This is a genomic window from Mesorhizobium sp. M0028, from assembly GCF_040323855.1.
Classification (GTDB): domain Bacteria; phylum Pseudomonadota; class Alphaproteobacteria; order Rhizobiales; family Rhizobiaceae; genus Mesorhizobium.
On sequence record NZ_JAMYVG010000001.1, the window covers coordinates 801,370 to 821,983 of the forward strand.

The 20,614-nt window shown below is 61.8% G+C and carries 19 protein-coding genes and 2 tRNA genes; 15 read left to right on the top strand and 6 right to left on the bottom strand.

The window, feature by feature from the left end:
• Nucleotides 1-21: 21 nt before the first annotated feature.
• Nucleotides 22-3,399: a hypothetical protein gene (locus NKJ93_RS04155; protein ID WP_352587741.1), complete on the bottom strand. Its 3,378-nt coding sequence runs from the start codon at nucleotides 3,397-3,399 to the stop codon at nucleotides 22-24.
• A 96-nt stretch (nucleotides 3,400-3,495) separates the two neighbouring features.
• Here NKJ93_RS04155 and NKJ93_RS04160 point away from each other — a divergent pair, with 96 nt between their 5' ends.
• The 14 genes from NKJ93_RS04160 (at nucleotide 3,496) to NKJ93_RS04225 (ending at nucleotide 16,564) form a co-directional block, all read left to right on the top strand.
• Nucleotides 3,496-3,963, top strand: a complete 468-nt coding sequence (locus tag NKJ93_RS04160; RefSeq protein ID WP_023717351.1) for a peroxiredoxin — start codon at nucleotides 3,496-3,498, stop codon at nucleotides 3,961-3,963.
• Nucleotides 3,964-4,101: 138 nt separating this feature from the next.
• Nucleotides 4,102-5,385, top strand: a complete 1,284-nt coding sequence (locus tag NKJ93_RS04165; protein WP_352587744.1) for a M23 family metallopeptidase — start codon at nucleotides 4,102-4,104, stop codon at nucleotides 5,383-5,385.
• Between the two features lie 224 nt (nucleotides 5,386-5,609).
• Nucleotides 5,610-7,046, top strand: coding sequence for an FAD-binding oxidoreductase (locus tag NKJ93_RS04170; protein ID WP_352587748.1), 1,437 nt, complete (start codon nucleotides 5,610-5,612; stop codon nucleotides 7,044-7,046).
• Entirely contained in the window at nucleotides 7,043-7,783 is a 741-nt protein-coding gene (locus NKJ93_RS04175) for a FadR/GntR family transcriptional regulator (RefSeq protein ID WP_352481187.1), read from the top strand. Before NKJ93_RS04170 ends, NKJ93_RS04175 begins: the two co-directional genes overlap by 4 nt.
• 2 nt (nucleotides 7,784-7,785) lie before the next feature.
• On the top strand, nucleotides 7,786-8,223 hold the full coding sequence (locus NKJ93_RS04180) for a VOC family protein (RefSeq protein WP_352587751.1): 438 nt from the start codon (nucleotides 7,786-7,788) through the stop codon (nucleotides 8,221-8,223).
• A 90-nt stretch (nucleotides 8,224-8,313) separates the two neighbouring features.
• Nucleotides 8,314-9,342 (top strand): ABC transporter substrate-binding protein, encoded by a 1,029-nt coding sequence (locus NKJ93_RS04185; protein ID WP_352481311.1) that lies wholly within the window; start codon nucleotides 8,314-8,316, stop codon nucleotides 9,340-9,342.
• A complete protein-coding gene (locus tag NKJ93_RS04190; RefSeq protein ID WP_023717345.1) occupies nucleotides 9,342-10,115 on the top strand; it encodes an ABC transporter ATP-binding protein in 774 nt (257 codons plus the stop codon). The genes NKJ93_RS04185 and NKJ93_RS04190 overlap by 1 nt, the downstream gene beginning before the upstream one ends.
• Entirely contained in the window at nucleotides 10,112-10,867 is a 756-nt protein-coding gene (locus tag NKJ93_RS04195; protein WP_023717344.1) for an ABC transporter permease, read from the top strand. The genes NKJ93_RS04190 and NKJ93_RS04195 overlap by 4 nt, the downstream gene beginning before the upstream one ends.
• A 111-nt stretch (nucleotides 10,868-10,978) precedes the next feature.
• Entirely contained in the window at nucleotides 10,979-12,145 is a 1,167-nt protein-coding gene (locus tag NKJ93_RS04200; RefSeq protein WP_352495338.1) for an ROK family transcriptional regulator, read from the top strand.
• A complete protein-coding gene (locus tag NKJ93_RS04205) occupies nucleotides 12,142-12,906 on the top strand; it encodes an ATP-binding cassette domain-containing protein (protein WP_023717343.1) in 765 nt (254 codons plus the stop codon). The genes NKJ93_RS04200 and NKJ93_RS04205 overlap by 4 nt, the downstream gene beginning before the upstream one ends.
• Before the next feature lie 39 nt (nucleotides 12,907-12,945).
• On the top strand, nucleotides 12,946-13,986 hold the full coding sequence (locus NKJ93_RS04210) for a sugar ABC transporter substrate-binding protein (RefSeq protein ID WP_352481191.1): 1,041 nt from the start codon (nucleotides 12,946-12,948) through the stop codon (nucleotides 13,984-13,986).
• Between the two features lie 162 nt (nucleotides 13,987-14,148).
• Nucleotides 14,149-15,144: an ABC transporter permease gene (locus NKJ93_RS04215; protein WP_352495337.1), complete on the top strand. Its 996-nt coding sequence runs from the start codon at nucleotides 14,149-14,151 to the stop codon at nucleotides 15,142-15,144.
• Nucleotides 15,141-15,911: an SDR family oxidoreductase gene (locus NKJ93_RS04220; RefSeq protein ID WP_352495336.1), complete on the top strand. Its 771-nt coding sequence runs from the start codon at nucleotides 15,141-15,143 to the stop codon at nucleotides 15,909-15,911. The genes NKJ93_RS04215 and NKJ93_RS04220 overlap by 4 nt, the downstream gene beginning before the upstream one ends.
• Nucleotides 15,908-16,564 carry a GNAT family N-acetyltransferase gene (locus tag NKJ93_RS04225; protein WP_352495335.1) on the top strand — a complete coding sequence of 219 codons (657 nt, stop codon included), beginning with the start codon at nucleotides 15,908-15,910 and terminating at the stop codon, nucleotides 16,562-16,564. The genes NKJ93_RS04220 and NKJ93_RS04225 overlap by 4 nt, the downstream gene beginning before the upstream one ends.
• Before the next feature lie 200 nt (nucleotides 16,565-16,764).
• Here NKJ93_RS04225 and NKJ93_RS04230 read toward each other — a convergent pair whose 3' ends face one another.
• Entirely contained in the window at nucleotides 16,765-17,091 is a 327-nt protein-coding gene (locus NKJ93_RS04230) for a hypothetical protein (RefSeq protein WP_352515772.1), read from the bottom strand.
• Nucleotides 17,092-17,289: 198 nt separating this feature from the next.
• Nucleotides 17,290-17,365: transfer RNA gene (locus NKJ93_RS04235), tRNA-Val, on the bottom strand.
• Nucleotides 17,366-17,580: 215 nt separating this feature from the next.
• On the opposite strand from NKJ93_RS04235, the gene NKJ93_RS04240 reads away from it, so the two are divergent.
• Nucleotides 17,581-17,657: transfer RNA gene (locus tag NKJ93_RS04240), tRNA-Asp, on the top strand.
• Between the two features lie 135 nt (nucleotides 17,658-17,792).
• Here NKJ93_RS04240 and NKJ93_RS04245 read toward each other — a convergent pair.
• The 3 genes from NKJ93_RS04245 to NKJ93_RS04255 all read right to left on the bottom strand — a co-directional run bounded on the left by NKJ93_RS04245 (nucleotide 17,793) and on the right by NKJ93_RS04255 (nucleotide 20,446).
• Complete coding sequence (locus NKJ93_RS04245) at nucleotides 17,793-18,998, bottom strand: GmrSD restriction endonuclease domain-containing protein (RefSeq protein WP_352495333.1); 1,206 nt, start codon at nucleotides 18,996-18,998, stop codon at nucleotides 17,793-17,795.
• A complete protein-coding gene (locus NKJ93_RS04250) occupies nucleotides 18,995-19,642 on the bottom strand; it encodes a hypothetical protein (protein ID WP_352495332.1) in 648 nt (215 codons plus the stop codon). The genes NKJ93_RS04245 and NKJ93_RS04250 overlap by 4 nt, the downstream gene beginning before the upstream one ends.
• Nucleotides 19,643-19,825: 183 nt before the next feature.
• Nucleotides 19,826-20,446, bottom strand: a complete 621-nt coding sequence (locus NKJ93_RS04255) for a hypothetical protein (RefSeq protein WP_352495331.1) — start codon at nucleotides 20,444-20,446, stop codon at nucleotides 19,826-19,828.
• Nucleotides 20,447-20,614 lie beyond the last annotated feature (168 nt).

The window sequence follows — 20,614 nt, forward strand, 5'->3', positions numbered from 1 at the left end:
TGCCCGCCTACCCTGGCCGCCTCACCGATACTCGAAGATCGACCGGAATATCCCGGGCGCGATCACCGATAGCGGATTGACCTCCAGGTTGGGCTTGTTGGCGTTGCCCTTGAGCCTGTAGGTGACGCCGATCAGGCCGCGGTCGCGGCCGTTGCCGAGCAGCGCGCCGATCAGCGGCAGTTCGCCGAAGATGCGGTTTACGCCGTAGGCCGGCATGAACGTGCCGGTGATGTCCATATTGTTGTTCTGGTCGTAGAGCGTGCCCTGGAAGGTGGTGCCGATGCGCGAGCCGCGCAGCACGCCGTTGCGCAGCTTCAGATAGCCGCTGCCCTTCTCGATTTCGCTGAAACCGCGCTCGAACTTCACCCTCGACGTGTCGAGATTGCCTTTGACCGCCTCGTTGAGGCTACGGCTGTCGCCAGCCGGCGTCGTCGACACGATCGAGGCGAGCTTCGGCTCGTTGACGATAAAGAAGTTCTTGGCGTCGACCTGGCCTTTCATCGGCCCGTCGCCGGCCCCGGTGAGTGCCAGCGTGATCGAGCCGCCTTCCATGTGCTCGTAGATGTTGAGGAAGCGCAGTATGGCACCGGCATCGGCCGACTTCATGTTGAGCGCGCGCAGGCCGCCGCCGGTCGTATTGCTGATGGTGATAGCGGCTCCCGAATCTGCCGTGGCGCTCACCTTGAGCCCGTTCACCCTGGAGCCGGCGGCGCTGTAGTCGAGCTTCAGATTCGATAGCACCTCGTCATGGAAGCCGGTCAGGGAACTGACGTCGGCGCTGACCGAGATCGTATCGACGCCGGTGGTCTTGGTGGCGGTGTCGACGTCGGACGTGAATTGCTTGATCAGCGAGCGTGCGTCCAGCGCGCTGCCGCTAACCTCGACCGCATAGGCCTTGCCCGACCGCTTCACCGAGACGGCGACGTCGTCGCCCCTGTTCAACGTGACCTTGCTGAACCGGGCCGAGGACAAGGCGCCGTTGACCAGCACCGCGCTGCCGTCGATGGAGAAGGTCTTGCCGTCGAGTTCGAAATTGGACAGCGTCGTGGTGTCGCCGGTCTTCGCCATGGCGAAGGTGACCTTGGCGGGGATGCCGGGGCCCTTGCTCCAGCCGGCCCAGGGAATGTCCAGCCTGGCATTGGTCAGGTCGGCCGACACGTTCTGGTTGCCGGTGCCGCTCTTGTCGATCGCCACCTTGATGGTTCCGGAAAGCAGCGTCGACAGGCCAGGCATGGCGGTGGCGCGGGTCTTGTCGTCGAGCACCAGCGCTACTTTACGACTGCGCGGCGGGCCGCCATCCCTGAGCGGCTCGATCAGGTCGAGCTCGGCCGGAATGCCGTTGAGCAGCGCCTTGGCCGAGATCACCGCCCGGTCGGGTGCGACGGTGATCGAGCCGTCGGCATGGCTGACCGTCTGGCCCTCGAACGGCTTGGCCAGCGACAGGTCCTTGTAGTCGAGCGCCACCAGCCAATCGAGTTTGGAGGAGTCGACGCCGGACTGCAGCGGAATATCGGCCTTGACGTGGCCGGTCACCGTGCCGGACAGGTCGTCCGGCAGCAGGCCGACATGGCGCATGGCGTTGATCGGGTCATAAGATGCCAGTTCGGCGATCGCCGGCGCCTCGCCGGCGACATCGATGTCGAGCGCGCCGATCACCGGCGGATGGTTCGCCGCCTTGACGGTGAGCGTGCCGTTGCTTGCCGCCACGGTACGGCCGCTCGGCATATAGACGCTGCCCGAGGACAGCGCGACGTCGACGTCGTTGCCGTGGAAGCCGACGACGCCGACGGCATCGCGGATCGGCGGAATACGGCCGGCCGTGTCGAAGCGCGATCCTTCAACCTGGAATCGGCCGAAGACTTCATCGGCGGAAAGCGGCACGCCGTTGCCGAGCCGTCCGGGTACGACCTGGAATTGCAGGCTGCCATCGACGACGCGGCCGCCGAACAGGTTCTTAAGCACCCACAGCCTGGCATTGCGCGCCGAAAACCACGGCCATAATTGCTTGACGTGCGAGACCGGCATGTCGTGGACATTGAGCGCCACCGAAATGCCCGGCGCCTGGTTGGCGACGAATGAAACCGAAGCCGTGCCCAGCACTTCGCTGCCCGGTCCGGACCGGACGCCGATCTGCTCGGCGACCAGCTTTTGGCTCGTCGGCTGGTAGATGCCGGCAATACGGGCAATGAAGCTGAGCGCCGGTTCCGGCGAATCCGACGGCGCCAAGGTCGAACCGTCGCTGGTCAGGTCGTAGCGATAGGATGGCTCCTCGCCCGCTGTGCCGGTCGCCGGCTTCGGCCCGATCGAACCGGCAAAATCGAAGGTCGAGCGGCCGGTCTTCACCAGCAATCCGTCGACCTGGATCTTGTTCGAACCGGCGACGAGCGTTGCATCGAGATCGACGTCGGCCGGAAGCAGGCCGCGCGAACCGAGATCGAGCACCGATCCGGTCAGCGACAGGGCAGCGGTCAGCCGCGAGCCGTTGTCGCCGGCCGCTTCCGACCCCGCCAGCTTCAAGGCGATTGCGCCCAATTTGCCACCTGCAGCCGCAGTGTCGGCGTCGGCCGCCTGGATGCTGGCGTCCAGCGTGGTGATGCGTCGCGTCGCCGGATCGCGGGTGGCGGAAGCGGCGATGGTGAGCGCCCTGCCGTCGACATCCGCGTCGGATGAAAACTCCATGCTTCCCGGTCCCGACTGCGACACGGAGGCGTCGGCGATGGTGACCGACTTGACCGATCCGGTCTCGGGCAGTGCCAGCTCGACGTTGCGCAGATCGATCTGGCGCACCGAATCCTCGCGCACCGCATCGAGCGCGCGGTTGACGTTGGCGAAGACGGCGACGGAAAGTTTTTCCGGATCGATGAGACCGTCCTGGTTGCGCAGCCCGGCCGTCCAGTCGCCGCCGGACGGCATTGCCGCCATGACGATGTGCGCGTCGGAAATCCGGGCGCTGGTGAGCCGCACCTCGCCCGAAAGCAGCGGGATGAACCGGATGCCGAAGCGGACCCGGCCGGCATCGGCCATCGGTTTGCCGTCGGCGGTCTTGAGGCTGACGTCGCTGACCTGCAGCGCAATGAAGCTCGACCCGTCAAGCGTCAGCCGGGCCGGCCCGACGGCAACATCGACATCGAAGCCGGCCAATTTCTCGATTGCCGTCTCGGCTTCCGCGCGAAGCCGCTCCGAGCCGAAACCGGACACGCCGATCGCATAGACACCGGCCGCAGCCAGCAGCACAAGGGCGACGAGGCCGGCAAACAGCCGCGCCATCAAACGAACGCCGCGACCGATCGACGCCTGGCCGAGCGGCGGGACGCGGCACGCGGACGGAAAGGTTCCCAGGTCGGTGATCTCGTCACGCCTGAACCTGATCTTCTCGTGCTGCGGTAGCTCCTGATCCACGCAATCTTCCGTTGAAACGAATTCGATCGTGGACGAATCCCCGCTCGACATTATATCGATGCAGCCTGGCGCGTAACCTCAAACAAGGGCATCGGTATGGCTGACCTCGACGTGGGCGATGTTGCGCCGCAATTCGATCTTCCGCGCGACGGCGGCGGTTCACTCAGCCTCGCCGCATTGCTGGGAAAACCCATCGTACTCTATTTCTACCCACAGGACGACACCACAAGCTGCACCAGCGAGGCGATCGGCTTTTCGCAGTTGAAGCCGGAATTCGAAAAGGCCGGCGCTGTCGTCATCGGGCTGTCGCCGGACAGCGTCAAGAAGCACGACAAGTTCAAGGCGAAATACGATCTGAGCATCGACCTGGTCGCCGACGAAGAGCGCAAGGTGATCGAGGCCTACCATTTGTGGGTCGAAAAGAAGCTCTACGGCCGCATTTATATGGGCGTCGAGCGGGCGACGTTCCTGGTCGGCCGGGACGGACGCATCGCCAGGATCTGGCGTAACGTCCGCGTCAAAGGCCACGCCGAAGCGGTGCTGGAGGCGGTTCGCGCCCTTTGAGAGCTGCGGCACGCCGCTACAATTCGATGCCCGTTTTGCGCGAATACCTTTGCCCGTCGTTCGGTCCGGCAAAACTTTGTTAACCCTAATAATGTGTAATCAGGCTCGTCGTTGGTGTCGTAACGAAAGCTTGGTCCCGTGAACGTAGCCAGTCAGTCAGCGGTCTTCGGCAGACGCAGAGAGCCCCACACCGTCATCATCGCCCGGGGTGACCAGATAAGGCATTTCACCATACGTCCGTGGCTGGCCGCATTTTGCGGCTCGGCGCTGGCGGCGATCGTCATTGGCTACCTGCTGGCGACCTCTTATCTGGTGCTGCGCGACGGCCTGATCGGCGCCACGACGGCGCGGCAGGCGCGCATGCAGCAGGCCTATGAAGACCGCATCTCGGCATTGCGCGGCCAGGTCGACCGCATCACCAGCCGCCAGCTTCTTGATCAGCAGCTGATGGAAACCAAGGTCAGCGAGTTGCTGGAACGGCAGAGCCAGCTCAGCCTGCGTCACGGCCGCCTCGGCCCGATCCTCGAACGAGCCGAAAATGAGGTCGCAACGCCGCCCGTGCCGACGGCAAAGCCGGACGAACACGCCGACGCGACCGGCAGCATCGCCCAGCCGATGGCCTACTCCGTCGCCAGCATTGCTGCCCCCCTTGCCAGCGACGACACGAGGCCGTTCTCGCTGTGGTCGACCCGCGCCAATCCGCTGCCGAGTGAAAGCGCGGCCGACCGGGCAGACAAGCTCTTCGTTTCGATCAACAACTCGCTGAAGACCATCGAGAGCCAGCAGCTCACCCGCATCGCGGCACTTGCCGACAATGCCTACAAGAGCGCCGACGCGATCTCGCAGGCGCTCGAGGCCGCCGGCCTGCCGGTCGACAGCGAATTCGAAAAGAGCGATGTCGGCGGCCCGCTGATACCGCTCGACAGTTCGTTGGTCTTTGACAGCAAGGTCAAGGAGTTGGACGAGGCGCTTGACGCGCTGGATCATCTGAAAAAGGAGGCGCGCCGGCTGCCGCTCGCCAACCCCGCCCCCGGCCATAGCGTCACCAGCCCGTTCGGCGTGCGCACCGACCCCATCCTCGGCACGGCCGCCTTGCATTCCGGCATGGATTTCAGGGCGCCGGTCGGCATGCCGGCCAAGGTCACGGCAGCCGGCGTCGTCGTCAAGGCCGGCTGGAACGGCGGCTACGGCCGCATGGTCGAGGTCGACCACGGCAACGGTTTTGTGACGCGTTACGGACATCTCAGCAAAATCGACGTCGCCGTCGGCCAGAAGCTCGATGCCGGGGACATCATCGGCAAGACCGGCAACAGCGGCCGCTCGACCGGCCCGCATCTGCACTACGAGGTTCGCCACAATGGCGAGGCGATCGACCCGCTGCGGTTTTTGGCCGTCGGCAAGAAGGTCGAGCGGTATCTCTAGGAGCCGGGCTGCTCCTCAGACAACCCAGCAATTGAGCGGCATCGGGCCGGCGCAGCCAGGCCAAGGCGGCCTCACCTAAGTATCCTCGGGCGATCGCCCTTCGCTCTATTCTCCCCAGCAAACATTCGGCTCCAGCCCTTGAGGGCCTCTGCCCCACAGCGTTGACTCCGACGCAGTTGTAGGATGATATGTATAAGCCTATGCCTCAGTCCAGCAGGCTTGTAATGACCGTTCATGGTATCCCGCCTGAAATTCTGAATGCTCTGGAGGGCGCTGTCGGACAAAGCGGCGTGACCGCCGACGCTGCCGGCATGGCGAAATACCTTTTGGACTGGTCCGGGGATCATCGCGGCGGAGCCCTTGCGGTGCTGAAGCCTGCTTCCGTCAGCGAAGTCCAGGCTGTGGCGCGGCTCTGCGGCACGCTCGGGCTCGGAATCATCCCACAGGGCGGGAACACGGGGCTGGTGGCGGGTGCAATCGACATCGACTCCCGGGGCGCGGTGGTCGTCAGTCTGGAGCGGTTGAACGGCATCCGTCTCGTCGACGCCGACAATTTCGTCCTGCAGGTCGATGCCGGCTGCATCCTGCAGCACATCAAGGATGCGGCAGAAGCAGAGGATTGCCTGTTTCCGCTGGCGCTCGGCGCGCAGGGAAGCTGCCAGATCGGCGGCAATGCGGCCAGCAATGCCGGCGGCACCAACGTGCTGCGCTATGGCATGGCGCGCGATATCATCCTCGGCCTCGAAGTCGTCCTGCCCGATGGCGAGTTGTGGAGCGGCTTTTCCGGCCTGCGCAAGGACAATCGAGGCTACGACCTGAAGCAGCTCTTCATCGGCAGCGAAGGAACGCTCGGCATCATCACCGGCGTCGAGCTCAAGCTGTTTCCGAAACCGGCCCGGGTCGAGACCGCTTATGTCGGTCTCGTTTCGTTCGAAGCGGCCATCACCCTGTTCCGGCAGGCTCGCCGGGCCTCATCCGATCTGATTTCGGCCTTCGAGATCATTGGATCGGAGTGCATCGCGCTCGCGCGCTTGATCGATGCCAACATCGTTTCGCCGGTCGAAGCTCCCGTCCACGTGCTGATCGAACTCTCCGCAAGTGCTACGGTCGATCTGCGCTCCATGCTGGTCGATTTCCTGGCCGGAGCCATTGAGAGCGGTCTGGTTGCCGAGGCCGTCCTTGCTGAAAGCGTCGCACAGGCCAGGGCCTTCTGGGCGATCCGCGAAGGGCTGGTCGAGGGCCAGGCAAGACGCGGCTACCATGTGCGCACCGACCTTGCGGTCAGGATATCGGACATCCCTGCCCTCATCGATCAGGCCCGCCAATTGGTGGCGCTGGAACATCCTGGTTGGCTGCCGCAGGCCTATGGTCATGCCGGCGACGGCAACATCCATTTCAACGTGCTGCCACCGCTTGGGCTCGCCGAGGGTGAAGCTCGTGCCCAGGGCGCGGAGATCACCGCCGGACTCTACCAGATCGTCGGCGCGCTTGGCGGCTCGATCAGCGCCGAGCACGGTATCGGCCGCACCCGTCATCGCACTTTCTGGGCCGGCCTGGCGCCTGCCCATCGCCGGCTCGTCACGGCCCTCAAAACAACGATCGACCCTCAGGGATTGATGAATCCCGGCTGCCTTCTGCCATCGACGGAGACCTTTCCATGAAGCAAAGACTGGCCGCTATCGGCACGGTGGAGGCGCTGCCGCATCGCGTCGCCGCATTCCTCAGCCGCGAGATCGAATCCGGCGACCTCAATCCGGGCACGCGGCTGCCGACCGAGCAGCAGCTCTCGGAAAAATTCGGCGTCAGTCGCAATGTGGTGCGCGAGGCGATCGCTCAACTCAGGGCCGATGGCATGATCGAAGCCCGGCAAGGCGTCGGCGCCTTCGTGCTGGCGCCGGAGCAGCGCGCCTCGATCCGGATCGATGGCGAGGCGCTGAAAGCGACCGGGAATATGGAGCGGCTGTTCGAGCTGCGTTGCATACTGGAAGCCGAGTCAGCTGCGCTCGCCGCCGAACGGCGCGGGCAGGAGCACCTCGACGCAATCAAGGCGGCGCTAGACCGGATGAGCGGCGAGGAGCGCTGGGAAGAAGGCAGCATCGACGCCGACCTTTTGTTCCATCGCGAGATCGCACGGGCGACCGGCAACAATTACATCCACACCTTTATCTCCTTCGTTTGCGAGCAGATCCGCCGCTCGATCCACTACGCGCGCCTCACCAATCCGCTGCACGACCTGGTCGAAGTCAATGTCGGGGAGCATGTGCGCATCTACGAGGCGCTGGTCGCGGGCGATCCCACGGCCGCCGAGGCGGCGATGCGCGCCCACATCGTCGGCGCCGCCGACCGCGTCGGCGTCAAACTGCCAGCATCGCGCGCCGCGCACAGCACAGGGAGGTAGCCATGCCGGTCGGAAGCGCATATGCGATTTCGGACGTCTGCCTGCTCGTCGAAAATATCGAGCGGACGGTTGAATTCTATGTCGAAAAACTCGGCTTCCGCCTGCGGCGTCGCGCCGAGGGCTTTGCCGACTTTCATGGCGAGGGCGTCACGCTGGCGGCGTGGGAGATCGATCACATCAACCGGCACACCGGCGTCTCGAAGTTGAGGTCGCCGCGCCAGGCGCACAAGGTCTGCGTGGCGGTCAGGCTAGACGCGCCCGGCGAGATCGACCGGCTCCATGGCGAACTGGCAGCCAAGGGCGTGCCCTTCTACGGCCCGCCGGAGGATTATGTCTGGAACGCGCGCTGCGCATATTTCACCGATCCCGACGACACGCTTTGGGAACTATACGCCTGGCTCGACGGCGGCCCCGGCGACTATCACGACGAACAGCCGTAGACGACGCCGCGCCACGGGAACGGCGCGCAATGAAGAGACGAGAACGTCTTGCAACAGGAGCGAAAAATGAGTGGGAACAGAGACTACGACATGAACCGCCGCAGCTTCGTGAAAGCCGGCTTCGCCGCCGTCGCGGCAGCTTCGGCCGGTATGCAGCTCGTGCTGACGCCGGGCGCCAAGGCTGCCGGAAAGGTCGTCATCCAGTATGATTGGCTGATGTCCAACGGACAGATCGGCGACATCGCAGCCGTCGCCAACGGCTATTTCAAGGAGGTGGGCCTCGAGGTGGAATTCAGCCCGGGCGGTCCCAATGCGGCGACGGTGCCGCCGGTGATTTCGGGCGCCGCACAACTCGGCCAGTTTTCCGAAACGCCGCAGCTCTACGCGGCGCGTGCCAGCGGCGTGCCCGTGAAGATCATCGCCTGCGGCTTCCGCACCGGTCCCTATGCCTTCACTTCGAAGCCTGCCAAGCCGATCCGCGGCGTGGCCGATCTCAAGGGAAAGAAGATCGGCATCCAGCCGACGGCGCGCTTCGTCATCGATGAGATCCTGGCCAAGAACGGTATTGATCCGTCCGAGGTCACCGTCGTCAATGTCGGCTTCGACAAGGCGCCGCTGGTGCGCGGCGACGTCGACGCGATTGGCGGATGGATCACCAACACCCAGGCGCTGAGCGTCGTCGGCGACGACCGGATCGATCTTCTGGTGCGCGATCTCGGGCTGAACTCCTATGCCGACGTCTATTTCGCTACCGACACAGCGATCGAACAGGATGCGGAAATGCTGGCGAAATTCATCGGCGCCGTCGCCAAGGGCTGGGGCTGGGTGCACGCCAATCCGCAGGAAGCAGTCAAGAAGATGGTCGAAGCCTATCCGGAAATGGACCTTGGCTGGGAGCAGAAGACGATCAATCTGGTGCTGAAACTCTCCTTTGACGGTGCAACCGCCAAGGACGGATGGGGAACCTTCGATCCCGCCTCGATCGAGGAGCAGCTGGCGCTGCTGGACAAGGTCGGCCAATACCCGAACGGCCGGCCCGCGGCAGCCGATGTCTACACCACCAAGATACTCGAATTGTCGGCCGCCGACCGACCCAAGCTCGACGCGCCCGCGGCTTGATGGCGAACGCGATCGAGGCCCGCAGGCTGGATGTCGGCTATAGCGGCCGGCAGCCGGTGGTGAAAGTGCTCTCCGGTCTCGACCTGTCGGTCGAGGCCGGCTCCTTCCTGTCGATCCTTGGACCTTCGGGATGCGGCAAGTCGACGTTCCTCAGGGTGGTGGCCGACTTGCTCGATCCGCTCGGCGGCTCGATCAGCGTGCTTGGCGACACACCGCATGCTGTCCGTTCGCGGCGCGATGTCGGTTTCGTCTTCCAGGACTCGACCCTGCTGCCCTGGCGCACCGTGCGCGACAACGTCCGCCTGCCGCTCGATGTCGGACAAGGCCGGCTTACCCGGACAATAGACGATCGAACCGACGAGCTGCTTGATCTGATGGGGCTTGCCGGGTTCGGTGAGCGTCTGCCGCACCAATTGTCCGGCGGCCAGCGCCAGCGCGTGGCGATCGCCCGGTCACTGCTCGGGCAACCCAGGCTGCTTTTGATGGACGAGCCCTTCGGTGCGCTGGACGAGATCACCCGCGACCGCCTCAACGACGAGCTTTTGTCGTTGTGGCGGCGCACCGGCGCGACCATCCTTTTCGTTACTCATTCGATCGCCGAAGCCGCCTATCTCGGAGAACGGGTCATCGTTCTCGCCGCCAATCCGGGCCGCCTGGCCAGAGACCTCGACATGCGGCCGTTCAAGCAGGCAGGCAACCGCTGTTCGCGCGAGGATCCGGCGATCGTTGCCGCGATGGCCGAACTGCGCGGCGCGCTGGAACAGGCCTCATGAGGCAGGCGCCCTTGCCATCGGCGCTGGCCGTCGCCCTGCCCGTTTTTGGCGCGGCCTCGATCCTGCTCGCCTGGCAGTTCCTGTTGCCATGGCTCGGCGTGCCGGCCTATATCGTACCGACGCCGACGGCCATATCAGGCGTGTTCCGGAAGAGTCTTGCTTTGCTACTCAGCAATCTCTGGCCGACGCTGATCGAGGCGCTGGCGGGATTTGTCATCGGCAATTTTGCCGGTGTGCTGCTGGCGGTGCTGTTCGTGCACAGCCGCATCCTGCAGGCCGCCTATTTTCCGATCGTGCTGTTCTTCAACACCATTCCCATCCTGGCGCTGTCGCCGATCATCATCCTGATCTTCGGGCTCGGCATGACGCCGAAGATCGTGATCGCGGCGGTGATCTGCTTCTTCCCGACGCTGGTCAACATGATTCGCGGGCTGGACTCGGCCAGCGACAACGAGCACGAACTGTTCCGGGTGCTATCGGCTACGCGCTGGGAGATCTTCTGGAGCCTGCGCCTGCCAAGAGCATTGCCGATGCTGTTCTCCTCGCTGAGAATCGCTTCGGCCACGGCCGTGATCGGCGCCATTGTCGGCGAGTGGATCGGGTCGGATAAGGGCCTCGGCGCGCTCATCATCCAGGCGACCTTCAACTATCAGTCGGACCGGCTCTATGCGGCGATCGTGCTGTCGTCGTCCTTGTCGATCGCGATGTTCGCAATCGTGGTTCTGCTGGAGCGCCGTGCCATCCGCTATTGACCATTCCGTCGAGCGGCCATCCGCCAGGCGCGGGCTGTAAATTTATTTTTGAATTCCATTTGACTGAATAAATCTTCAGTGCCAGTCTGGCCTCTCTCGAGGGCACAAGGCATGGCACTGCGGGGAACCAATCAGGAGTTCGGGCGGCCGTATAATCGGCGCATCGTGCTCGAATCCATCCGCCTTCACGGGCCGATCGCCCGCGGCGACATTGCCAGGCGGGTCGGGCTCACCGTGCAGACGGTGTCGACCATCGTTCGCGAGCTGGAAGAGCACGGTTACGTGCTGTCGTTGCGCGAAGAGCCCAAGGGGCGCGGCCTGCCCCCGGCAACGCTGCGGATCAATCCGGAAGGCGGCTATGCCGTCGGCATTCACGTCACCCCGCTGGGCATCAATGCCGCGCTGATCAACCTCAGCGGCGATGTCATCGAGAGCAGCTACCGCGAGGCCCCAAATGCAACGCCCGACCACGCCTTCGAGCTGATCGGCGCCATGGTACTCGAATTGACAGCACTGCGGCCCGGTGGCCGCGTCCTCGGCATCGGCATGGCGTTGCCCGGGCCGTTTGGCGTGGAGTCCATGAGCTTTGTCGGTCCGACCACCATGACCGGCTGGAAGGATGTGGCGCTGCGCGAGCGGCTGGCCGCCTCGACCGGGCTGCCGGCCTTTTTCGAAACCGACATGGCGGCGGCTGCCATCGGCGAGCGCCTCTATGGCCTCGGCACGGCCTATTCCGAATATTACTATCTCTATTTCGGTGTCGGCCTCGGCGGCGTCATGGTGCATGACGGAGCCGCATTGCGCGGCGCCTGGGGCAATGCCGGCGAAATCGGCCACATTCCCGTGGTGCCGGGCGGCGAGCCCTGCCCGTGCGGCAATCGCGGCTGCCTCGAACGGTATCTTTCGCTCGAGGCGCTGCGGCGCCGCAACGTCGCCGACGCCGACTGGGTGAGCGAGATCGCGCCGATCTTCCGCAACGCCATCACCATCATCGAAAACCTGTTCGACCCCGAAACCATCATCCTTGGCGGGCTGGCGTCCACCGACCTGCTCGAAAGACTGGCCGGCGCAGCTGCGCACCTGCCCAACTCGGTCTCGGCGCGAAGCGACCGCACGACGCCCCGCGTCAGCGTCGCGCGCGGCGGCCAGCATGCGGTGTTGCGCGGCGCCGCAGCGCTTGCCGTCTCAGGGGTGCTTTCGCCACGCTTCGGCCAGATCTTCACCGCCGAACGCGAACGCGGGCGGGATCTCTTGCATAACAAGGGGATCGCGGCATGAGCGAACCGCTGCTGGTGCTCGATAACGTTGCCAAGAATTACGGTGCCATCGAAGCACTGAAAGGCATCAGCTTTTCTATCGGCAAGGGCGAAGTGGTGGCGCTGCTCGGCGACAACGGCGCCGGCAAATCGACGCTGGTCAAGATCATTGCCGGCGGGCTCGAGCCGACCTCCGGCCGCATGCTGTTCGAAGGCAAGGAATTCCTCGCCAAATCCCCCGCCGAGGCCAAGGCCGCGGGGATCGAGACCGTCTACCAGGACCTGTCGCTTTGCACCAATGTCGACGTGGTCGCCAATTTCTTCATGGGCCGCGAGATCACCAGGAAGGTTCTCGGCATTCCGGTGCTCGACGAGCGCGCCATGGAGCAGGTGGTGCAAAAGGCGTTGGCCAGCGCCGGCACCCGCATTCCCTCGCTTCGCACCAATGTCGAGCACCTCTCCGGCGGTCAGCGGCAGGCCATCGAGCTCAACCGGTTCGTGCATTTTGGCGGCAAGTTGGTGCTTCTCGACGAGCCGTTCGCAGCGCTCGGCGTCGAGCAGACGCGGCGCGGCCTCGACATGATCCGCCAGGTGGCGAGCCAGGGTATCGGCGTCGTCATCATCACCCATATCATGCAACAGGCCTTCCAGGTCGCCGACCGGATCGTGGTGATCCGGCAAGGCGTCGTGGCTGGCGATGTCGCACGCAACAAAACAAGTCCCGACGCGGTGATCAACATGATCACCGGAGAGACGCTTGCCGGTGCCGGACCGGCGAGCTGAGGGACAAATGAGGGGTCCGGCGCAAGAGGAGCGAACGACATGAAGAAAATACTTCTTTCCGTCTTCGGTATCCTGGCACTGGCCTTTGCCACGCTCACGCCGGCATTCGCTCAGTCCAAGGGCACCGTCTACTACATGGTGCCGACACTGCTCGATGAGTTCCAGACCGGCTCGGTGAGCGCGCTGGAATTGTTCCTGAAGCAGGTCGGCTACGAGATGAAGACGCTGAACGCCGACAATAAGACCGACGCTCAGCAATCGCAGATGAACGACGTCATCGCGCTCAAGCCGGCGGCGATCATCCTTGCCGCCGTCGATTTCAATGCGCTGAAACCGTCGATCGAGGCCGCCCGTGCCGCCGGCATCCCGGTCGTCGAGTTCGACCGCCAGATCACCTCGACGCCGTCCGACTTCACCTCGGTGGCCGGAACCGTCGAGATCGGCTACGTCGCCGCCGACCAGGCGCAAAAACTCCTGACCGCGAAGAACGGCTCGGTGAAAGGCAAGATCCTGCAGGTGCTCGGCGATCCGGGCGATCCCTATACGCTCGATATCCAGAAGGGTTTCGAGGAGAAGATGAAGGCGTTCCCGGACGTCAAGATCATCTCGCTGCCGGCCATGCAATGGGCGGCGGATGCAGCCGGGACCATCGTCAACGACCAGCTGCTCGCCAACCCCGACATCGACCTGATCTTCAGCCACGCCGCGCATCTTTCGGTCGCTGCCGTCGCCTCGCTCGAGGCCGCCGGCAAGAAACCGGGCGACGTCATGCTGATGAGTTCGAACGGCGCTCCGGTCGGCCTCGACCTGATCCGCAAGGGCTGGCTCAATGTCGAAGTCGAGCAGCCGCTCTACGCCCAGGCCGCGGCGGTCGCCATGTTCATGGACAAGGTGGTCAACAAGCAGGAGATCAAGCCCGGCGAATATGATGTGCTTGGCCTGAAATCGACCCTGACCAAGGAAGCGTGGGGGCCGAACATCAAGATCCCCGGCGCTGCGATCACCAAGGAAAATGTCGATAACCCAGCCTTCTGGGGCAACATGAAGCCGCCGGCCGAAACCATAAAGCCGGTCGAATAGCGAACTCGCCAGAAGCTCCGGGCCACGCAGGCCCGGAGCCCAGCCCTGCAGCCCGGTGCGTTCAAACGGACGCGCACGGGAATGCTGCAGCAATTTTCAACCGCGCCTGATCTTTCCGACGACCGAGTGGTTCTTCGGGTCATGCGCCAACCGGATCCGCAGATGAACCCTCGCACGCGCCAAACCCTCGAGTTCATCCTCGACAATCTTGTCTGGTTCATGCTGGTCTTCGTGCTGGTGGTCTTTTCCATCCTCATCCCGAACTATTTTCAGCTCGGCATCTTCGCCAACATCATCGAGGCCTCGAGCGTGCTCGGCGTCATGTCGATCGGCTTGGCGCTGGTCATCATCGCCGGCCATATGGACCTGTCGGTCGAATCGGTGGCGGCGCTCAGCGCCATGGCGGTCGGCATCCTGTTCTGCTCGTCGGGCATCGGCCTTGGCATCCAGTTGCAGCCGCAATGGCTGATGGTTCCGGTTTCGCTGCTCATCGCGCTTGCCGTCGGCGCCCTCATCGGCGCTTTCAACGGCTATCTGGTGGTCAGGGTGAAGATGAGCGCCTTCATCATCACGCTGGCCTCCTACATCTGGGTACGCGGCCTGGTGCTGGTCATCTCCGGTGGCCGCTCGGCACAAGACCTTGCGCCGGCAATCCGCTGGTTCGGCATCCAGCGCCTGGGCGGCCTGCCGTTGACGGCCTGGATCGCCATTGCGTGCTTCGTGGTGTTCTCGCTGATCATGGCCAAGACGCCCTTTGGCAGGCACCTGGTCATGATCGGCGGCAACGAGACGGCGACGTTCCGCGCCGGCATCCGCGTCAATCGCAACCTGGTCATAGCCTTTGTTCTCGCCGGTGCCATCGCCGGCCTTGCCGGCTGGCTGCTGGCAATCCGTACCTCCGGCGCCACCGCCAATCTGGGCGTCGGCCTGTTGTTCAACGCCTTCGCCGCGGTCGTCATCGGTGGCGTCAGCCTGAAGGGCGGCGTCGGCACCTTGCCCGGTGTCTATGCCGGCGTGCTGCTGCTCTCCGCCATCAATACGGCGATTAATTTGATGGGCCTGCCGGCCAACTTCACCCAGGTGATCCACGGCCTGCTCGTCCTCGCCGCCGTGCTGCTCGACGCCTTCAAGCAAACCATCCGCCAGAGGCTCGCATGACCGGCCGTCTGGAAGGTAAGGTCGCGCTGATCGTCGGAAGTGCGCGCGGCATCGGCAAGGGCATCGCACAACGCTTTGCCGAAGAGGGCGCGACGCTTGTCCTGGCCGATACCGAGGTTGAGGCCGGGCAAGCGACTGCGGACGAGCTCGGCGCCGCCTTCATACACACCGACATTTCACAGATGGCCGATGCGCAAGCCGCCGTGGCGCTGGCGCTAGCGCATCACGGCCGGCTCGACATCATGGTCCAGAATGCCGGCATCTATCCCTGGCAATTGCTGGAAAACACCAGTCCCGACGATTGGGACCGGGTCATGGCGGTGAATTTGCGCGGCAGCTTTGTCGCCGCACGCGCGGCGCTGGTGCCGATGAAGGCACAGCGTTTTGGCCGCATGCTGTTCACCTCCTCGATCACCGGCCCGCATGTCACCAGTCCCGGCCACGGCCATTATTCGGCGACCAAGGCCGGCATCAACGGGCTGATCCGTTCGGCTGCGCTCGAATTCTCCGGCTACGGCATCACCGTCAACGGCGTCGAGCCCGGCAACATCCTCACCGAAGGCATAGAGCAGCATCGCGGTGCGGCCTTCATCAAGAACATGGAAGACGCCATCCCGCTCGGCCGCCTCGGCAGCCCGCGCGACGTGGCCAATGCCTTCCTGTTCCTGGCCTCCGACGACGCCAGCTACATCACCGGCACGACCATTATCGTCGACGGCGGGCAGCTTTTGCCCGAGGGCAAGGATTTCCGGCTGCTGCCGCCATGATCGTCGATTTCGGCGGCGGTTTCTTCCTGCGCCGGGCGACCACCGCCGATCATGCAGCGCTTGCGATGATCTGTCTCAAGACCGGCGATGCCGGCAAGGACGCCAGCGGCCGCGAGGACGACCCGGACCTGCTCGGCCTCCTCTACACCATTCCCTACCAGGTGCTCGAACCCGAGCTGGCCTTCATTATCGATAGTCCCGCAGGTGCGGCCGGCTACCTGCTTGGCGCGGCCGATACGGGCGCTTTCAATGCCAGCCTGGCATCAGACTGGTATCCCGACCTTCAGCGGCGCGTGGCAGACCCCGGACCCGACAGCTCGCGCTGGCGCGGCAGCGACTGGGCGCGGCATCGGGTCCATCATCCCGATTTCGCTGTTCCGCCTGCGCTGACCGCCTATCCGTCGCATGGCCATATCGACCTGTTGCCGCAGGCGCGCGGGAAAGGCATCGGCCGGCGCGCGATGGCCTTCCTCGAGCAGGGGCTTGCCGCGAGCGGCTCGACCGGCATCCACCTCGAAGTCATGCCGGAGAACGATGGCGCGCTAAGGTTCTACAAGGCGATTGGATTTGAGGTGGTGCAGGACGCTGATTCATCAAAGCGTTGTGTTTATGTGGCGAAACGGATTGCTCACGCTCCGGCGATTGCAGGCTGATCTGCGACAAGCCAATCGCCCAAGTTGCAAAGAACCGGGAGGCCTATGGAAGTACAATGCTGCCGTTCTGCAGCAGCCAGTTGCCCGCGTGAACACCTTTGCCGCGGGAACGAAACCTTCGTCGCGTGCTCCACCGCAGACACGAAAGTCACCAGCATCAACACGGTGCGGGGCTAATCCGAGTGTTGGCGGAGCGTCTACTAGTTCAGTATGGGCGGCAAGGGAACATCCACGACCGTTCCCCCGGCCACAATCGAGAGCACATAAAGCAGATAAATGGCTAATACCAACAGGGCGAGGAATGAACCGCTGGCAAAGACTCCTGCAACCGCGGCGTCGGGATAAGCTTCGACTTGTTCTTTCTTGAAGGTGTCTTCTTCGTTACGGGTTGTCTTCACAACCCGTTCGCCTGGAAGCCGGTTTTTTTCAGCTTCCTTCGATATCTTATCCGCGAGATCTCCTGCGATCACGGGATCGTCCGGAAGATGACTCGCAAGCCATCCAGGAATATTTTCGCTCCCGCCCATGCCCATACGCAATTGAGATACTGCAAGTTGTAGCTTTCGGCAATCGTTTCCCTCATGAGAGGCAAGCAGATCAGACTTAAGTCCCTGCGGAAAGACAGTTTGAATCAGACCAAAGTCCGAGTAGCACAGTGGTCGGACGCGTCTCACCTGGGCGATCAGCTTGAGCGGTGTAGCCCAAACTGAACACATCGAGGAAAATGGTGGGCGATGACGGGCTCGAACCGCCGACATCTTCGGTGTAAACGAAGCGCTCTACCAACTGAGCTAATCGCCCGCCCCGGGCCGGACCTTTAAGCAGTTAGGGCCGGCTTCGCAAGGCCAAATGAGCGGCGAGTGGCTTGGCCGGGAGCCTTTCGGCAACAAAGTTCGGCTTGTCAAAAAACCTTCTCCTGTTTGCTGTTATGCTGTCCGGGTCCGCTTGACACCCGGTGGGTTACCCCTTATCCACCGCCCCAACGACGAACACGGCTGACACGTGCTCGTCCATGCGCGGGTGTAGCTCAGTTGGTTAGAGTGCCGGCCTGTCACGCCGGAGGTCGCGGGTTCGAGCCCCGTCACTCGCGCCATTTCTCAGTCAATTGCTGATTGAGAAGTGGCCAGTAGTCTGAATGCCAAACCGGCAATTCAGACTTTTCACGGATTCGGTCCAGCGAACCGCCTTCCTGACTTGAGAAAACGTCAAAGAGTCTGCGATCCCATTCCTATCGGCCAGAGGCTTCTGACGATCCAGAGGCTTCAGAAGATGTGGTGCCCTCTACCTCATAGTCTCCATCTTGATCCTCTGGCGGGCTAAGGCCTATGAAAATCTCTACTGCGTCAGACGCCTCGCTTGCCTCCGGCAGAGTGTGAACTGGCTCTTCCTTAAACACGAAGTGCGAGAACGCCGCCGAGCGAGCGATGCGATTTGCGCGATCAGAGGCTGCTCGGGCGACATTCCTCGCATAAGAAATCACATTGGCGTCCTGAGAACCCCAATCCTTTTCTTCCAATCGGAGCAGACTATCAACTCTATGACCGAAGGTGATGAGGTTGTTTGAGATTTCCAGCAACTTGTCCTCATTGAACGGAATCCTATCTTTTCGTCCGGCCAATTCCAAAAACATCGTGTAAAAGTCCGATTTTTTCTTCCATCGAGTCCCTGCTAATTTGGGTATTATTCTCCCCACTTCAGACGTGACCGCGCTAAAAGATTTTACAAGGTTATCTCGATCTTCAAACTGCTCTTCATAGAGCTGATAATAATGGTCGAGCCGATCTTTTTTGTTTTGAGGACCATGTAAATATGCAATAGCCAATTCGCTAATATACTCGTGATCGTTCATACGTCGGTGATCGTTTGCGGAGAAAATTCCACAGTCGGCCCAGAACGAATCCTCATCAGCCATATGTTGTATTGCCTTGATGAACGGCCCCCAATAGGTCGCGTTCCGAAGCTCTTGGTCCGTCAGTGCAACAACATTCTTATTCAACCTTGCGAAAATCCGGCGGATGTCCTCCTCTTTTAGTTCCGGTGGCAAAATACGAACGACAAACTTATAGTTAAAGATAGTTTTTTTGTCGTCGACAGACAGGTCGTCAAATTTTAAGCCGCGCCAATTTTTGGCAACATCGTTCCCCTCGAGCGAGAATGTGGCTAGAACATACTCAAGGACCGCTCGTATACGCTGCTGCCCATCGACGACGATATGCTTCTCTTCGCCGGTCTCATTTACAAGATCCTGCATATAAAGCTCAGGTATCGGCAACCCGTTCAGAACAGTGTCAAGCAAATATGATTTCTGAAGGTTCGTCCAAACCGGATTCCGTTGGAAAGGGGCGGCAAGAACAAGCTCATTGTTCGCGAACGCCTTTTTAAACCACGTAATTGTTCGATGTGTCGTATGGAGAAAGTTATCAGGCTGGGTCATTCGCCGTCCTCAATCAATATGTCGTCGCTGTCGTTATTTCCGATTGGTTCGGACTCAGCCTGCCCGCCGAGCGAATCTCGCAAACGCTCAACATTGCTAGCTTGGTAGTATCGCAAAGAATCAAAGTCCTTATAGAGACGCAGCTTGACGTCTCGCCCTTTTGTCGGATCGATCTGACTCATTGTATCAAGCGCCGCCTGCCACGTCTGGCCAAACGGAAGTATTCCAAGCATCTTATCGGCAGCAATGGTCCCTGCAAACACGTAAGTCTTACGATGGCTTGTAATTGCATTTCTAGTCGGCTGCGGGAGCGAAAGCCATGAGACTCTCAACTGCCTCAAATACCGCCAGGCTATATCAAAGTAGTAGCTGCTAACTACACCGCAATCAAAATCTGAACCGTTATCAAATGCCTTGAAATCGTTGTGCGGGTTCAGGCTGTAACCAACTGCCGCGCTTCCCGTCATCACGATATCTTGCGGATCGACGTCAAGTGCGTCCGCAAGTTTGCGTTTCCATTCAATCCACAGGGCGAGGTCATCTTTGAAAGCAAAAGGGATTGGTTCGAAAATGTGGTGCGAGACGAACGACTTCGGCTCTTTATTAAGTAAGGCAGCCTGCAAGGCTGCGACATCAGAAAACACGCAAGCTCCCCCAAGCGTTTGCAACGTTCTGTTCTACGGGATCCATATCCCAATTCTGTCGTCAGGGGCAGCTGCGAAATCGAACCAGTGAATCTTTCCGAGACGTCGTCGCCCTTAATTCTCGCTAGGCCTCTGTCGTCGCCGCTCTTAATTGTCGCTAGGCTTCTGTCGACGCGTCGGTTCCTATCCACCTATGATTTCAAACCCTTCTTCCTGCGGGAAGAGTTTCGCACGCAACAACACCTGTTTGTGGCTTTCGCCAAAAAGCTGAACGAGCACAGCTACCTGGGTGGTCATAGGAAAAGAGCTTACGATTTCGTCTCCAGCCGAAGCGGCAAGCTTGAATTGTGCGACTCTAGGTCCTCGACTTCTGTCTTCCCATCCTCGCAGGTAGTATTCACTAGGGTTCTCGATCACGTTCCCATCGATTTTGTATTCCATTACTCCTGTTGTCGAACCGTCGATCCCCTGAATTTCGAGGTCCCAGATTACCAGTCCGCGTCTATTCCAATTCACGATGCGAACTACAATCTGCTCATGGTCCTCAAGATCCAGCGTGATATCCATGGTAGGGGATGCGTCGCCGAGCTGAAACTCAGTCTGTTTCCTTTGCTCTTCAATCTGCCGGTAAAGCGGATAAATTGTGAGCGCGCCTACCAGAACAGCCAAATACCCCGCCGAAGATCCATACCATTCGCGGAAACACTCGCCAGCCGTTTCGTCGGCGCCGCAGAGATCTGCGAAATCCCAGTGGTACGTGAACCACATCGCCAGTAGGATTGCGGCAAACATCGCAATCGCCACGGCGACTGCCCAAGTCCCGTCCTTCCAAAACCCACCCATCATTCCGCAATATCACGACGGGCGATCACTTGTGAACAGGGTCAAGTGCTTACTGACCAGTTCAAAGTTCTTTCGGCTTGTCCGCATCTGTTTGAAGTAGGAGGAAATTCCAACCCGGCTTTGCATAGC